11 protein-coding genes are annotated in these 14,949 nt (G+C 76.2%); 5 read left to right on the top strand and 6 right to left on the bottom strand.

The window, feature by feature from the left end; genetic code table 11:
* Positions 1-408 precede the first annotated feature (408 nt).
* Together hpt and ACZ6Q9_RS26765 are read right to left on the bottom strand one after the other, a co-directional pair.
* On the bottom strand, positions 409-984 hold the full coding sequence (gene hpt / locus ACZ6Q9_RS26760; protein ID WP_357456518.1) for a hypoxanthine phosphoribosyltransferase: 576 nt from the start codon (positions 982-984) through the stop codon (positions 409-411).
* Between the two features lie 100 nt (positions 985-1,084).
* Positions 1,085-1,330, bottom strand: coding sequence for a hypothetical protein (locus tag ACZ6Q9_RS26765; protein WP_393268594.1), 246 nt, complete (start codon positions 1,328-1,330; stop codon positions 1,085-1,087).
* Positions 1,331-1,372: 42 nt separating this feature from the next.
* Between ACZ6Q9_RS26765 and ACZ6Q9_RS26770 the strand changes: the two genes are divergently transcribed.
* Positions 1,373-2,332 carry a GlxA family transcriptional regulator gene (locus ACZ6Q9_RS26770; RefSeq protein ID WP_396830111.1) on the top strand — a complete coding sequence of 320 codons (960 nt, stop codon included), beginning with the start codon at positions 1,373-1,375 and terminating at the stop codon, positions 2,330-2,332.
* A gap of 43 nt (positions 2,333-2,375) precedes the next feature.
* Here ACZ6Q9_RS26770 and tilS read toward each other — a convergent pair whose 3' ends face one another.
* The 3 genes from tilS to dacB all read right to left on the bottom strand — a co-directional run bounded on the left by tilS (position 2,376) and on the right by dacB (position 5,959).
* A complete protein-coding gene (gene tilS, locus ACZ6Q9_RS26775) occupies positions 2,376-3,368 on the bottom strand; it encodes a tRNA lysidine(34) synthetase TilS (RefSeq protein WP_393458015.1) in 993 nt (330 codons plus the stop codon).
* 9 nt (positions 3,369-3,377) lie between these two features.
* On the bottom strand, positions 3,378-4,448 hold the full coding sequence (locus ACZ6Q9_RS26780; RefSeq protein WP_393268395.1) for a zinc-dependent metalloprotease: 1,071 nt from the start codon (positions 4,446-4,448) through the stop codon (positions 3,378-3,380).
* An 83-nt stretch (positions 4,449-4,531) separates the two neighbouring features.
* A complete protein-coding gene (gene dacB, locus ACZ6Q9_RS26785; RefSeq protein WP_396830126.1) occupies positions 4,532-5,959 on the bottom strand; it encodes a D-alanyl-D-alanine carboxypeptidase/D-alanyl-D-alanine endopeptidase in 1,428 nt (475 codons plus the stop codon).
* 481 nt (positions 5,960-6,440) lie between these two features.
* On the opposite strand from dacB, the gene ACZ6Q9_RS26790 reads away from it, so the two are divergent.
* Positions 6,441-6,947, top strand: coding sequence for an inorganic diphosphatase (locus tag ACZ6Q9_RS26790; RefSeq protein WP_393268398.1), 507 nt, complete (start codon positions 6,441-6,443; stop codon positions 6,945-6,947).
* A 34-nt stretch (positions 6,948-6,981) separates the two neighbouring features.
* On the opposite strand, the gene eccD is transcribed toward ACZ6Q9_RS26790, so the two are convergent.
* The gene (gene eccD / locus ACZ6Q9_RS26795; protein ID WP_396830110.1) at positions 6,982-8,382 is read right to left on the bottom strand and encodes a type VII secretion integral membrane protein EccD; all 1,401 of its coding nucleotides are present in this window, start codon (positions 8,380-8,382) and stop codon (positions 6,982-6,984) included.
* A 101-nt stretch (positions 8,383-8,483) separates the two neighbouring features.
* Between eccD and eccCa the strand changes: the two genes are divergently transcribed.
* The 3 genes from eccCa (at position 8,484) to ACZ6Q9_RS26810 (ending at position 14,785) form a co-directional block, all read left to right on the top strand.
* Positions 8,484-12,428 carry a type VII secretion protein EccCa gene (gene eccCa / locus ACZ6Q9_RS26800; RefSeq protein ID WP_393458006.1) on the top strand — a complete coding sequence of 1,315 codons (3,945 nt, stop codon included), beginning with the start codon at positions 8,484-8,486 and terminating at the stop codon, positions 12,426-12,428.
* A gap of 88 nt (positions 12,429-12,516) precedes the next feature.
* Positions 12,517-13,899: a type VII secretion-associated serine protease mycosin gene (gene mycP, locus ACZ6Q9_RS26805; RefSeq protein WP_393458003.1), complete on the top strand. Its 1,383-nt coding sequence runs from the start codon at positions 12,517-12,519 to the stop codon at positions 13,897-13,899.
* Positions 13,900-14,050: 151 nt separating this feature from the next.
* On the top strand, positions 14,051-14,785 hold the full coding sequence (locus tag ACZ6Q9_RS26810; protein ID WP_393458000.1) for a phosphatase PAP2 family protein: 735 nt from the start codon (positions 14,051-14,053) through the stop codon (positions 14,783-14,785).
* Positions 14,786-14,949: the final 164 nt, after the last annotated feature.

Here is a 14,949-nt window from a genome sequence, read left to right on the forward strand (position 1 = left end):
CATCCTCCTGATCGACGTCCTGTCCGTCTGATGGTGTCGCCGCCTGCGGCGGCCCGAGCCGCCGTGCGGGCCGACTCGACCCCGAGGCGCGAAGTTTGCCGCGCCGCGGTCATTCGACGGTACACCGTGTGCGCGAGGAGTGAGCTTGCGAGCCCCGCAGTCGCGCACGAACGGAACATCGTGCGCGCGCGGAGCGAGCTCGCGAGCCCAGCAGCTGCGCGTCGGGCGAACCGGGTCCAGCCGACGTGACGGGAGCCCCGCGCCCGGCCGCCCGACCGCCCGGTCGCCCGGTCCTGCGGTTCGAGGGTCGGGCGTGGAGGATGCCTCCACGCCACCGACCTATACCGTAGTCCGACTGGCTGAGAGCCCGCTGAACGTCCGCTCGATGGACGCCGATGCGAGAGGGGCTCAGGCCCGGGCGTAGACCTCGGGCTTGAGTACGCCGACGTACGGCAGCTCGCGGTAGCGCTCGTCGAAGTCGAGGCCGTAGCCGACGACGAACTCGGTGGGGATGTCGAAGCCGACGTACTTCACCGGCACCGGCACCTTGACCGCGTCCGGCTTGCGGAACAGCGCGACGACCTCGACGCTGGCCGCCGAGCGGGACTCCAGGTAGCGCAGGAGCCAGGAGAGGGTCAGGCCGGAGTCGACGATGTCCTCGACGACGACCACGTGCCGGCCGGCGATGTCCCGGTCCAGGTCCTTGAGGATGCGGACCACGCCGGAGGAGGTGGTGCCCTGGCCGTAGGAGGAGATGGCCATGAAGTCCAGCTCGGCGGGCGGCCCGTTGCGGCCCAGCGCCCGGGCGAAGTCGGCCATGAACATCACCGCGCCCTTGAGCACGCAGACCAGCAGGAGCCCGTCATCGACGTCGGCGTAGTCCGCCGAGACCTGCTTGGCGAGTTCCGCGGTCTTCTCGCGGATCTGCGCCTCGGAGATGATCACGTGGTCGATGTCGGCGTCGTACCAGGAGCCGTCAGCCATGGCTCCTAGCCTGCCGTACGCCGGATGGCCTCCGTCGGCGGGGCCGCCCCTTTTGGAGCGGTCCCGCACGGGATGAAGTGCGCGAAGGTCACCAATCACCTCAGCAGGTACGCGACCGCCAGCGGCGGCCGTCGTCGGTCGGCTTCCAGTCGGCCGAGTCCCGGCTGTCGGCGGTGAGGCCGGCAGCCGAGGCCACGGCGAGGAGAAGGAAGAAGAAGAGGAAGAACAGGAACTCCATGGCGGCGCTCGCTTTCGCACGGTTGCTGTCGGTTTCGCCGCCGGTGCGCACCGGACTACACCCAGTCTGCGCCGAGCACCACAGGCCGGACAGCGGCAGGAATGCCACTCCCCCTCGATTTCCTGCCACCCGCGCGGTTACCCTCGTCACATGCTCCGCTCGGTCGCCGTCCTCGCCCTGGACCGGGTCGCCCCGTTCGAGCTCGGCGTCCTCGCCGAGGTCTTCGGCACCGACCGCACCGCCGACGGGTTCCCCGGCTACCGGTTCCACGTGTGCAGCCCCGACGGCGGGCCGGTCCGCACCACGTCGGGCTTCCAGCTGACCCCACACGCGGACCTCGGGCCGGCGGAGGACGCGGACCTGGTCGCCGTGCCGGCCCACGAGCACGGCTCCACGGTGCCGGCCCCGGTGCTCGATGCGCTGCGCCGGGCCGCCGCCCGCGGGGCGTACGTGTTCAGCGTCTGCTCCGGAGCGTTCGTGCTGGGCGAGGCCGGCCTGCTCGACGGCCGGGAGTGCACCACCCACTGGCGGTACGTCGACGAGCTGCAACGCCGCCACCCGACGGCGAAGGTCCGGTGCAACTCGCTCTACGTGCAGGACGACCGCCTCATCACCAGCGCCGGCACGGCGGCCGGCATCGACGCCTGCCTGCACCTGGTCCGCCAGGAGCACGGCTCGGCGACGGCCACCCGGCTGGCCCGCCGGATGGTGGTCCCCCCGCACCGCGACGGCGGGCAGTCCCAGTACGTCGAGGCCCCCATTCCGAGGACCCCCGAGGCACCCACCCTGGAGCCGGTGCTGGAGTGGCTGATGGGACACCTGGACCGGCCGGTGACCGTGGACGAGTTGGCCGTCCGGGCCGGGATGGCCCCGCGCACGTTCGCCCGGCGGTTCCGGGCCGAGACAGGCACCACGCCACACGACTGGCTGACCAACCAGCGGGTGCTGCTGGCCCGCCGGCTGCTGGAGGAGACCCGGCTCAGCGTGGAGGCGGTCGCCGACCGGGCCGGCTTCGGCGACGCGGCGGCGCTGCGGCACCACTTCACCCGCCGCGTCGGCGCCACGCCGCAGACCTACCGGGCCACCTTCCGCGACCGCGTCGGGGTCTGAGCCGCCCCTCCCCCGGTCCAGCCGCGCTGCGGTGACACACCCGTCAGCGGGGGACGACGGGGGTGAGCCGGCCGTCGCGGCGGACCACCCGCAGCCCGCCCGGCAGGTACGCCGCCCCCTGCCCCCGCCAGCCGGTGACCAGCGTTTCCAGCGCGGCCACGTGCCGGTGCGACAGGGCGGTGGGCGGGGCGCCCAGCTCCCGGGCCCAGGCGTGCAGCACCCGGCCGCGCACCGCCGGCGACAGGGTGGCCAGGGCACCCACCGAGAGCCCCCCGTCGGGGTGGCGGACGTCGGCCAGCGCGGCGACGGCCAACTCGTCGAGGACGGCGTTGTCCGCCGCCACCAGCCGGGCCGTCCGGGCCAGGTTGTCCAGCACCCCCGGCCCGAGCGCGCGGACCAGGGCGGGCAGCACGTCGGCCCGCACCCGGGCGCGGGCGTACGAGGGGTCGGCGTTGTGCGGGTCCTCCCATGGGCTCAGCCCGAGCACCGCACACGCCTTGCGGGTCTGTTCCCGGCCGACCTCCAGCAGCGGGCGCAGCAGGGGCACCCCGTCGAGGTCCCGCCGGGCTGGCATCCCGGCCAGGCCGCGCGGGCCGGCCCCGCGGGCGAGCGCGAGCAGCACGGTCTCCGCCTGGTCGTCGCGGGTGTGCCCGGTGAGCACCGCCGCCGCCCCGTACCGGCCGGCCGACTCGGCGAGCGCCCGGTAGCGGGCCTCGCGGGCGGCCGCCTCGGGCCCGCCCGGTCGCCCGGCGACGTCGACCCGCACCGACTCGACCGGCGCCAGGCCGATCTCGCGGGCCCACGCCGCCACCGCCGCGGCCCGCTGCGCCGAGCCCTCCTGGAGGCCGTGGTCGACCGTCACCAGGCCGGCGGCGCGACCCAGCCGGGGCGCCACGAACGCGGTCGCGGCGGCCAGCGCGAGCGAGTCCGCCCCACCCGAGCAGGCGACCAGCACCGGGCCCCCGGGCGGCAGGTCGGCCAGTGCGCGGCGAACCGCCACCCGGATCGCGGCCACCGGCGGGGCGAGCGCGGCCACGGCGTACGGTCAGCCCGTGGCCTGGACCGGGCCGACCGGCCCGTGTACCCGGGCCACCCAGGCGTCCGGGTCACCCAGTTCCTCCAGCCGGGGCAGGGTGAGCGGCGAACCGAAGATCTTGTTGAAGCCGTCCATGCCGACCCGGTCGACCACCCCGTGCACGAACTTGCGGCCCTCGGCGTACTGGCGCATCTTGACCTCCACGCCGAGCAGCCGCCGGATGGCCTTCTCCAGCGGGTTGCCGGCCTCCCGGCGCCGGTTGAAGCCCGCCCGGATCCGCTCGACGCTCGGGATCACCTCCGGGCCGACGCCGTCCATGACGAACTCGGCGTGCCCCTCCAGCAGGGTCATCAGCGCGGTGAGCCGGTCCAGCACAGCCCGCTGCGCCGGGGTCTGCACGATGTCCAACACGCTGGTGCGGCTCTCCGGGTCCTTCACCGCGTCGGCGAGGGTGGCCACGCCCCGGCGCAGCCGCTCCAGCAGGTGCTCGCCGCCGCTCGACGACGCGTCCACGAAGGCCTGCACCTCGCTGAGGAAGTACGCCCGCATCCAGGGCACGGCGGTGAACTGGGTCCGGTGGGTCACCTCGTGCAGGCAGACCCAGAGCCGGAAGTCGCGGGGATCGGCCTCCAGCTTCCGCTCCACCTCGACGATGTTCGGCGCGACCAGCAGCAACTGCCCGGGGTCGGCGGAGAACACCTCGTACTGGCCGAGGACCCGGCCGGAGAGGTACGCCAGCACGGTGCCGGCCTGCACGCCGGTCAGCCGGGAGCCGATCGCCTCGGTCAGCGGGCCGGGCTGCTTGTCCTTCGTGAGCCGGCCGACCAGCGGCGTGATCACCTCGCGCAGCCCGGCGATGTTGGCGGCCGCCCAGTCCCGGCGGTCCACCACCCGCACCGGCGGGTGCGACACCTGCGAGCGCAGCCCCGTGTAGTCGGCGACGTGCCCCGCCGCCTCGTCGGTCAGCCGCCGCAGGTCGCCGACGACGTCGGTGGCCTCGGCGTACGACACCCGGGGGCCCGACTTGCCCAGTGCCCCCGCGGTCGCGGCGGCCAGATCCCAGTCCACGAACTGCGCCATGCACCCACCGTACCCGCGCCGGGACACCCCGGCCCGGGCTCGCGGCGGCGTGATCGACGCCGGTCGCGCCCTGCCCTGTCCGGTCAGCGGCAGCCGCAGCCGGCCAGGGCGGCGCCGATCCGGTCCAGCGCCACCCGGGCGGCCTCCAGGCCGTCCGGCGGCACCGCGTCGGTGAGCACCGCGAAGGTGAGCAGCCGCCCGTCGGCGGTGCTGACCACGCCGGCGATCGCGTGCACCTTGGTCAGGGTGCCGGTCTTGGCCCGGACCACCCCGGCGCCGGCCTTCGTCGCCGCCGTGCCGTACCGGTCGGCGAGGGTGCCCGACCAGTCGGCCACGGGCAGGCCGCCGAAGATCGCGGCCAGTTCGGGGCGGCTGCCGTCGCCGGCGAGCGTGATCAGGTCGGTGAGCAGTGAGGGGCTGATCCGGTTGCTGCGCGACAGCCCGCTGCCGTCGGCGAGGGACAGCTCGTCGGCCGGCAGGCCCAGCTCCCCCGCCACCGCGTCCATCGCCGCACCGGCGCCCTCGAAGGAGGCGGGCTCGTTGCGAGCCAGCGCGACCTGACGGGCCAGCGCCTCGGCGATGATGTTGTCGCTGTCGCTGATCATGATGTCGACCAGCCGGACCATCGGCAGCGACTCCACCTTGCCCAGCTCGGCGCCGGGCCCGGGCGTGCCGGTGGCGGCGCCGCCGTCCGCGGCGGGAGCGGTGCCGCGCTTCACCGTGTCGGCCGGCACGCCGAGCAGCCGGGCGAAGGCCCGGCCGGCCGCGAGGTCGGGCTGCGTCGCCCGCTCGGCCCAGTGGTTGCCGGCAGCGTCGTCCTTCTTGGCGCGCGGCACGTCGCTGCGGGCGCCGTCGGTCATCAGCGCGGTGATCGCGCCGCCGTAACCGCCGGTGGGGATGTCCTCGTCCCACCCCGGCTCGTGGACGGGGCCGGAGTAGAGCGACGAGTCGACCGTCACCTTCGTCGGCTCCGTGCCGCCGAGCGCCGTGCGCACCTGGGCGGCGAGGTCGTCCAGGCGCGCCGCCCCGGCGTAGAAGCCCTTCTTGTCGACCGCCAGCGTCGGGTCGCCGCCGCCGACGAGCACCACCTCGCCGGGGTTCGGGCCGGCCACCGCCCTGGTCGGGATGCGGTACGCGGGGCCGCGCGCGGCGAGCACCGTCACGCCGGTCACCAGCTTGGTCACCGAGGCGGGCACGGTGCCGTCGTCCTCGCCCTGGCCGAAGAGCGGCTGGCCGGTGACCACGTCGGCCACCGAGACGTTGACCCGGTCGCCGAGCGCGGGCACGTCCACCAGCGGGGCGAGCGCGGCGCGTACCTTCTCGGGGGTGGGCAGCGGGGCGTTCGCGTCCGCGCCGGACAGCACCGCCACGGGCGCCGGCTCCGCCGCCTGCGCCGCCCTCCGGTCGGCCGGCTCGTCGCCCAGCCACTCGGCGACGGGGCCCGGCCGGACCACGGCGATCCCGACGGCGGCGAGCACGAGCACGAGCACCGCGGCCAGCGCGACGGGCAGGACCCGGCGGCGCGCCGGGCCGGACGCCGGGGGCGCGGCCGGGGGCGGGACGCCCGGGCCGGGCGGTCCGCCGACGGGGCGGGTCGCGGCGGCGGCCCAGAGGTCGGTCGGCCCGGGCGGCGGGCCGTACGCGGCCGGGCCGGCGTCACCGGGAGCCCGGGGCGGCGGGCCGAACGCGGCCGGGCCGGCGTCGCCGGGGGACCCGGGCGTGCGGGGAAGGTGGGCGTCGGGCACCGGGAACCGCCCGGTGGCCCCGCCGGAAGCAGATCGCCCGGTCCCCCGTCCAGCACCGGCCTCCGGGCGGTAGTGTGAATCTTCCCTCCCCACGACCCCCTCCTCCCCCCGCGAAATCTGCTTGGGTGACACTACTTCGGTCCGAACACTATGCGGCGGCCGGAGCCGGCGGGTGGGCATTAACCCGACGGGAGCGGCGTGCCGCTGGTTTCCGTTAGCCAGCGTGGGCAAACGAGGGAGCGTGCAGATGGATTTCGACGTGACGGTTGAGATCCCGAAGGGTCACCGCAACAAGTACGAGGTCGACCACGCGACCGGCCGGATCCGGCTGGACCGCACGCTCTTCACCTCCACGCAGTACCCGGCGGACTACGGCTTCATCGAGGGCACCCTGGGCGAGGACGGCGACCCGCTGGACGCGCTCGTGCTGGTGCCCGAGCCCACCTTCCCGGGCTGCCTGATCCGGTGCCGCACCATCGGCATGTTCCGGATGACGGACGAGAAGGGCGGCGACGACAAGGTCCTCTGCGTTCCCTACGAGGACCCGCGCCAGGAGCACCTGCGCGACATCCACCACCTCGGCGAGTTCGACCGGCTGGAGATCCAGCACTTCTTCGAGGTCTACAAGGACCTCGAGCCGGGCAAGTCGGTCGAGGGCGCCACCTGGGTCGGCCGGCAGGAGGCCGAGGCGGAGATCGCGGCGTCGTACCGGCGCGCCAGGGAGGCCGAGGAGCGCGGCGAGTCCACGCACTGACCCGGAACCGGACGTCGACGGGCCCGGGGGCCGCTCAGCCGAGCAGCCCCCGGGCCCGTTCGTACAGGTCGAGCACCGCGCAGGCGACCGGCACCACGGAGACCACCAGGGCGGTGTCGGTCAGGTCGGCGACCCGACCGACGTACGGGGAGACCGGACGGCGGGCGTACGTGGTGCCGGCGGCCACCGCCAGCAGGGCCAGCGCCAGCCCGGCGACGACCAGCGCGAGCCGACCGGCCGGACCGGAGCGCTCGGCGAGGACGGCGCCCAGCACGGCGTACCCGGCGAGGCCGGCGACCACGGTCGGCACCCGGTGGCGCAGCGCCACGAACAGCCGGGAGCGGAGCAGCAGCACGGTCGCGGCGACCGCCACCAGCAGCCGGCCGGCCAGCCCGCCGGAGAGGCCGAGGACCAGCGCGGCGGACACCGCCAGCACGGCGTGCCCGAGCAGCATCCCGGTGAGCATCTCCTCGGTGCGGGCGACCGCCGCGTAGACGCGGTCCCGGTCGGGCAGGTCCCGGGCCCGGTCGGCGTCGCCCGGCTCGCCGGTCGGCAGGGTGATCGGGGGCAGCGGCACCTTGCCGAGCCGGATGGCCAGCAGCGGGACCGCGCCCACGGCGAAGACCAGCACGCAGAGCAGGACCGCCGCCGTCCCGGCCGGGCTGAGCAGCAGGCCGCCGAGCGCCGCCAGCGCGCCGGCGGACCCCGCGGTGGCGCCGGCCACGAAGACCCGGAGCCGGGTGGCGATGCCGACCAGCCCGAGCACCGACACCAGCAGCAGCGCCACCGAGCCGGCCAGCAGCTCGGGTGCCCCGAGCCAGCGCAGGCCGGCGACCGGCCCGACCGGGTCGCCGGAGCTGACCGCCAGGGCGCCCGCAAGGGCCGCGTACGGCAGGGCGTAGCCGCCGAGCGTCGCGCCGGTCGAGGCGTCCCCGTGGGCGCGGGACGCCACCACCCCGGCGAGGGTGAGCAGCAGCGCCACCACGGCGGCGGCCGGCCAGCCGGCCCGGTGCCCGGGCCCGCCGGCCGCCAGGGCGAGCAGCCCGACGGCCAGCGGCACGGCCGCCCCGGCCAGGGCGGCGGCCCGGGTGGCGGCGGGCGACCACGCGCCGCCGCGCCGCCGGGCCCCGTCGGCGATCGCCTCGACCACGTCGTCGTACTCCAGCTCGGGCCACTGCGCGCGGGCCGGCACGAGGTGTAGCACCTCCCCGTCGCGGACGCCCTGCGGCAGCAGCGCCTGCGCGGTGGCGAGCACCACGCCGTCGGTGCGCCGCAGCACCCAGCCGCCGTGCCGCTCGCCGTCGTCGGCGAGGCCCTCGCCGGCGTGCCGCAGCACCTCGGGCAGCAGCTCGGCCAGGGGCACCTGCTCGGGCAGGGCGACGTCGACCCGCCGCTGGGGGGCGCTGATGGTGACCCGGGCCAACCCGATTGTCATCGACCGGTCTCCATATCGAACGGGATTGTTGGCTGCGCGGACGACAGGACTTTACCTACCATGTGTCGGGCTCGGGTCACCGAGCGCTGTCAGGAGGTCGAGTGTCCACTGTCGTCATCAAGCGGCCACCCCGACGTCCGGCACCGGAGATCCCGGTCGGCGAGCTGCCGGTGGACGCGCCGCCGGAGATCCCCGCCGTCACCGGCGGGCGCTGGCAGCAGCTGCTGATGGTGCTGCCGATGCTCGGCGGCACGGTGGCGATGGCGATGATGTTCGGTCGCGGCGGCGGGGCGTACTCGTACGTGGTCGGGGGCATGTTCGGGCTCTCCTCGCTGGCCATGCTGGTGACCTCGTGGGGCAGCGCCTCCGGCATGCCGAAGAAGTCCGAGATGATGGCCGCCCGGCGGGAGTACCTGCGGCACCTGACGGCGCTGCGGCGTCGGGTCCGGCACACCGCCGGGCAGCAGCGCGCCGGGCTCTACTACCGGCACCCGGATCCCGGCCGGCTCTGGTCGACCGTCGACAGCCACCGGGTCTGGGAACGGCGCCCCGCCGACCCGGACTTCGCGGTGGTCCGGGTCGCCGTCGGCCCGCAGACCCTCGCGACCCCGCTGGTCCCGCCGGTCACCCGCCCGCTCGAGGAACTGGAGCCGATGACGGCGGGCGCGCTGCGCCGGTTCCTGGACGCGTACTCCGTGGTGCCCGACCTGCCGGTGGCACTCTCGCTGCGCAGCTTCGCCCGGGTCTTCGTCCGGGACGCCACCGGCGGTCCGGGCGACGGGTCGGCCGGCCAGGCGTTGGCCCGGGCGATGCTCGCCCAGCTCGCGGTCTTCCACGCCCCGGACGAGCTGCTCGTCGCGGTCTGCGCCGGGCCGGAGCGGCGGGCCGCCTGGGAGTGGGTCAAGTGGCTGCCGCACGCCCACCACCCCACCCGCACCGACGCCCTCGGCCCGGTGCGGCTGGTCACCAGCGCCGCAGCCGAGTTGGAACGGCTGCTCGACGAGGTGCTGGCCAGCCGGTCCCGGTTCAGCCCGGCCGGGCCCGCCACCGACGGCCCGCACGTGGTGGTGGTGCTCGACGGGGGCGACCTGACCGGCGCCACCGACCTGACCGGGGACGGCGGCATCGACGCGGTTACGGTGATCGACCTGGACACCCCGCCGCCGCGCCTGCTCGACCGGTTCGCGCTGCTGCTGGAGCTGCGCCACGGCCGGCTGCACTCCCACTCGGCCGAGGGGCACGCCGAGGTGGGCACGGCCGACCGGCTCGACCCGGTCGACGCCGAGGCGATCGCCCGGCGGCTGGCCCCGCTGCGGCTGGCCACCGCCGTACGCGGCCCGGACGCCCCGCCGGGCGCCGAGCCGGGCCTGCCCGAGCTGCTCGGTCTGGGCGACCCGGAGGGCTTCACCGCCGAGCAGGGCTGGGCGCCCCGCTCCGCCCGGGAGCGGCTGCGGGTGCCGATCGGGGTGGGCGCCGACGGCGGCGCCATCGAGCTGGACCTCAAGGAGTCGGCGCAGGACGGGATGGGGCCGCACGGCCTGCTGATCGGGGCGACCGGCTCCGGCAAGTCGGAGCTGCTGCGCACGCTGGTGCTCGGGCTGGCCGCCACGCACAGCTCGGAGCAGCTCAACTTCGTGCTGATCGACTTCAAGGGCGGCGCCACGTTCGCCTCCTTCGACCGGCTCCCGCACACCGCCGCGGTGATCACCAACCTGGCCGACGCGCTCCCGCTGGTCGACCGGATGGTCGACGCGATCAACGGCGAGCTGGTGCGGCGCCAGGAGCTGCTGCGCCGGGCCGGCAACTTCGCCAGCCTGCGCGACTACGAACGCGCCCGCGCCGCCGGCACCCCGCTCGCCCCGCTGCCGTCGCTGCTGCTGATCTGCGACGAGTTCTCCGAGCTGCTCTCGGCCAAGCCCGACTTCATCGACCTCTTCGTGCAGATCGGCCGGCTGGGCCGGTCACTCGGCGTGCACCTGCTGCTGGCCTCGCAGCGGCTGGAGGAGGGGCGGCTGCGCGGGCTGGACACCCACCTGTCGTACCGGATCGGGTTGCGGACCTTCTCCGCGCTGGAGTCCCGGACGGTGCTCGGCGTGCCGGACGCGCACGAGCTGCCCCGCTCCCCCGGGCACGGCTACCTGCGCTTCGGCACCGAGCCGCTGGTGCGGTTCAAGGCCGCGTACGTCTCCGGGGCGCTCCGCCGGCGCGGCGCGGCACCGGGCGCGGGCGGCGCGGGAGCCCCGCGCCTGCTCGCCTTCTCCACGCACCTCGTGCCGAAACCGGAGCCGGTCGGGCCGCCCGCCCTGCCCGCCTCGGCCGACGAGGGCGAGACCGGGAGCCTGCTGGAGCTGATGGTCGACCGGTTGGCCGGCCAGGGCCCGCCCGCGCACCAGGTCTGGCTGCCCCCGCTCGGGCGGGCGCCGGCGCTGGACGAGCTGCTCGGGCCGGTCGCCGCCGACCCGGCGCGCGGGCTCGCCTTCGGCAACCCGGAGCTGCACGGCGCGTTGCAGGTGCCGGTGGCGGTGGTCGACAAGCCCTTCGAGCAGCGCCGCGACCTGCTCTGGTTGTCGCTGGAGGGCGCCGCCGGGCACGTCGCGGTCGTCGGCGGGCCGCAGAGCGGCAAGTCGACGGCGCTGCGCACGCTGATCTGCGCGCTGGCGCTCACCCACACCCCGGCCGAGGTGCAGGTCTACTGCCTCGACTTCGGCGGCGGCGGGCTGGCCGCGCTGCGCGACCTGCCGCACGTCGGGGGCGTCACCGGCCGCGCCGACCCGACGGCCGTCCGGCGTACGGTCGGCGAGATCGCCACCCTGCTGGTCGACCGGGAACGCCGCTTCGCCGAGCTGGGCGTGGAGTCGATGGCCGCCTGGCGGCAGCGGCGGGCCGCGGCGGCCGGCGCCGACCCGTTCGGCGACGTGTTCCTGGTGGTGGACGGCTGGACCACCCTGCGCGGCGAGTACGACGACCTGGAGCCGCTCGTCACCGACCTGGCCACCCGGGGCCTGTCGTACGGGGTGCACGTGGTGGCGACGGCGGTGCGCTGGCTGGACTTCCGGCCGGCGATCCGGGACCTCTTCGGTTCCCGGCTGGAGCTGCGCCTCGGCGACCCGTCCGACTCGCTGGTGGCCCGCCGGGCGGCGGCGAACGTGCCGGAGAAGACCCCCGGCCGGGGCGTCACCGCGGAGAGCCTGCACTTCCTCACCGCGCTGCCACTGCTGGCCGCCTCCGGCGGGGACACCACCGATCTCGTCAAGCGGGTCGCCGGGAGCTGGACGGGGCCGGCCGCGCCCCCGGTGCGGCTGCTGCCGCCGGTGCTCCCGTACGCCGAGCTGGACCTGACCTCGACCACCGGCCTGCGCATCCCGGTCGGGATCGCCGAGGCGGACCTGCGCCCGGTGGTGCTGGACTTCGCCACCGAGCCGCACTTCGTGGTCTTCGGCGACGCCGAGTGCGGCAAGTCGTCGTTCCTGCGCGCGCTGGCCACCTCGATCATCACCCGGTTCACCCCCGAGCAGGCCCGGGTGATCCTGGTCGACTACCGGCGCAGCCTGTCGGACCTCACCGAGGCCCCGCACCTGATCGGGTACGGCTCCGCCGCGGCGCACACCACCGAGCTGATCGATTCGGCCGCCGGCTACATGCACGGCCGGGCTCCCGGGCCGGAGGTCACTCCCGCGCAACTGCGGGAGCGGTCGTGGTGGTCCGGGCCGGAGCTGTTCGTGCTCGTGGACGACTACGACCTCGTGGCCGGCGGGCCGGCCAACCCGCTGCGCGCGCTGGAGGAGCACCTGCCGCACGCCCGGGACGTCGGGCTGCACCTGGTGCTCGTCCGACGCTCCGGCGGCGCCGGCCGGGCCCAGTACGAGCCGATCGTGCAGCGTCTCCGCGAGCTGTCCACGGCCGGGCTGGTGATGGCGGGCAGCCCGGACGAGGGGGCGCTGGTCGGTCCGGTCCGGCCCGGGCCGCTGCCCCCGGGGCGCGGCCGGCTCGTCACCCGGCGCGAGGGCGTACGGCTGGTCCAACTGGCGTATCTGCCGTCGCCATGACGGGTGTCCCCGGATCGCCCCGCAAGGCCGCGGGGAACCGGTAATCTCCGATCGTCATGTTTGCGTCTGGGATGAACGGCTTGAGGATGTGACCACGGTGCGGCACAGCTGTCCGCCGGCGGGCCGGCGGATCGCCGGACGCGCGTTGCTCGGGGTGGCGGCTGCCGTCGCCTCGGTTGCCGGTCCGGTCACCCCGGCCGACGCCGCCCCCCGACCGGTCGCCGCCGCCCAGCCGGTCGCCGCCGTCCCGGTGCCGCTCGCGCCCACCGACAGCCAGAGCCGCCCCGACCAGATCCGCGACGAGCAGTGGCAGCTCGACGCGTTGCAGGCGAAGGCGGCCTGGCGCAGCTCGACCGGGCGCGGGGTCACCGTCGCGGTGATCGACTCCGGGGTGGACGCCTCCCACCCCGACCTGGCCGGCCAGGTGCTGCCCGGCCTCGACCTGGTCGACCCCGGGGGCTCCGCCGACGAGCCCGACCCGGTCGGCCACGGCACGACCGTGGCCGGGCTGATCGCCGGGCGGAACGACGACAAGCGCGGCGCGGTGGGCCTCGCGCCCGACGCCCGGATCCTTCCGGTCCGCGTCCTCGACGCCGAGAACCGCTACGACGACGCGATGATCGTCGCCAAGGGTGTGCGCTGGGCCGTGGACAACGGCGCCCAGGTGATCAACCTGTCCCTCGGCGGCAGCGGCGACAGCGCCGCCCTGGCCGCCGCGATCGACTACGCCTTCGCCCGGGACGTGGTGGTGATCGCCTGCACCGGCAACGTGGCCACCTCGTCCAGCTCAGAGGTCTGGTACCCGGCCCGGGAGCCCGGCGTGATCGCGGTCGCCGGGCTGGATCGCGACAGCGACAACCTCTGGTCCGGGTCGATCACGGGGCGGGCCACGGCGCTCGCCGCCCCGGCCACCAGCCTGGTCGGGGCCCGCCCCGGCGGCTACTGGCGCGTGCAGGGCACGAGCTTCGCGGCGCCGCTGGTCGCCGCCACCGCCGCGCTGGTGCGGGCCCGCTACCCGCAGCTCTCCGCCGGCGACGTGGTGAACCGGCTGCTGACCACCGCCCGCGACATCGGCCCGACCGGTCGGGACGACCGCTTCGGGTACGGCCTGGTCGACCCGGTCGCCGCGCTGGACGCCGAGGTGACCCCGGTGGGCCGCAACCCGCTCGACGACCAGTCCTCGCCGGGCGTGGTCGGGTTCGGTCCCGCGCCCGGCTCGGCGCAGGCCGACGTCTCCGGGGCCGGCAGCGACCGGCTCGGCCTCACCGTGCCGCGTGGGCAGACCCGCTGGGCGGCGCAGCCGGCGGGCACGCACGAGGAGGCCACGCCGGAGCGGCTCTGGACCGGGGCCGCCCTCTTCGTCGCCCTGCTCACCGGGGCGGCGTTGATGGCGCGCCGGTTCCGCCAGTGGACTCCACCGGCCGCCCCGCCTCGCCCGGCCCGGGTGGAGCGCCGCCCGCCCGCGAGCTGAGCCGGCGATCCGAGCCGGCGGGCGAGTTGGCAGCCCGAGCCGGCGGGTTGGGGCGGCGGCCGGGCCGACCCGACCAGCACCCGCACGGCGAGGGCGATCCGACTGCCCGGTCCGCGTCTGGCCGGCCCGGGTACCGGGTAGAACGGATGTCATGAGCACGCCGGGCCCGCGTACCCTCGCCGCGCCGCCGCGACCCTCGTGGCGCAGCCGCCGCCTGCACCCGGACCACTCCCGCGGCCTGCGGCTCACCCTCGCCGTCGGGGCCGCGTTCCTGGTGGTGGTGCCGTTCACGCTGCTGGCGCTCCTGGTCCGGGGAGACTGGCCCCCGCTGCGCCGGCTGGACACGGCGGCGACCGACGCGCTGGCCGGCTACGCCGCCGACCACCCGGCCTGGGTACGCCTGATGTCCCTCTGGACCGACGTGTTCGCCCCGATGCCGCTGCGTGTCGGCGCACTGGTCCTGGTCCTCTGGCTGGTGCGGCGGGGGGCCCGGCAACTGGCGGTCTGGGTCGCCGTCACGATGACGGTGGGCGGCCTGCTCAGCCCGCTGCTCAAGCTGCTCTTCGGCCGGTCGCGGCCCGACCTGCCCGACCCGGTGGCCCAGGCGCCCGGCCTGGCCTTCCCGTCGGGGCACGCGCTCAACGCCGCCCTGGCCGCCGGGGTGCTGCTGGTGGTGTTCCTCCCGCACGCCGGGCCGGTCGCCCGCCGGGTGGTGGTCGCGGCCGCGCTGCTGCTCGCCCTGGTGACCGGCTTCAGCCGGGTCGCTCTCGGCGTGCACTGGACCAGCGACGTGCTGGCCGGCTGGCTCCTCGGCGTGGCCGTGGTCGCCGCGACCGCCGCCGCCCTCACCGTCTGGCGGGCCACCCCGCCCAGCCGCCCGTCCTGACGCGGGCAGCGCCCGCCGGGCACGGACGGCCCGGGGCGGCCGGCAGAGCCCGGCCCATCGGGCGCCGACCGCCGGGAACGGCCGTCAGGACCTGGGCCGGCGCGCGCCGGGCGCCCGGGACCGTCGTCGGAACCCGGGCCGGCGGGCGGTATGGGCGGTGTGGC

This window comes from Micromonospora sp. NPDC049139 (genome assembly GCF_055586845.1).

What these genes read in the sequence shown, in the direction of transcription:
- eccD (WP_396830110.1), bottom strand. Translation starts at nt 8,382, where the DNA reads ATGACAATCGGGTTGGCCCGGGTCACCATCAGCGCCCCCCAGCGGCGG.
- ACZ6Q9_RS26780 (WP_393268395.1), bottom strand. Translation starts at nt 4,448, where the DNA reads ATGGCGCAGTTCGTGGACTGGGATCTGGCCGCCGCGACCGCGGGGGCA.
- hpt (WP_357456518.1), bottom strand. Translation starts at nt 984, where the DNA reads ATGGCTGACGGCTCCTGGTACGACGCCGACATCGACCACGTGATCATC.
- ACZ6Q9_RS26810 (WP_393458000.1), top strand. Translation starts at nt 14,051, where the DNA reads ATGAGCACGCCGGGCCCGCGTACCCTCGCCGCGCCGCCGCGACCCTCG.
- ACZ6Q9_RS26790 (WP_393268398.1), top strand. Translation starts at nt 6,441, where the DNA reads ATGGATTTCGACGTGACGGTTGAGATCCCGAAGGGTCACCGCAACAAG.
- ACZ6Q9_RS26770 (WP_396830111.1), top strand. Translation starts at nt 1,373, where the DNA reads ATGCTCCGCTCGGTCGCCGTCCTCGCCCTGGACCGGGTCGCCCCGTTC.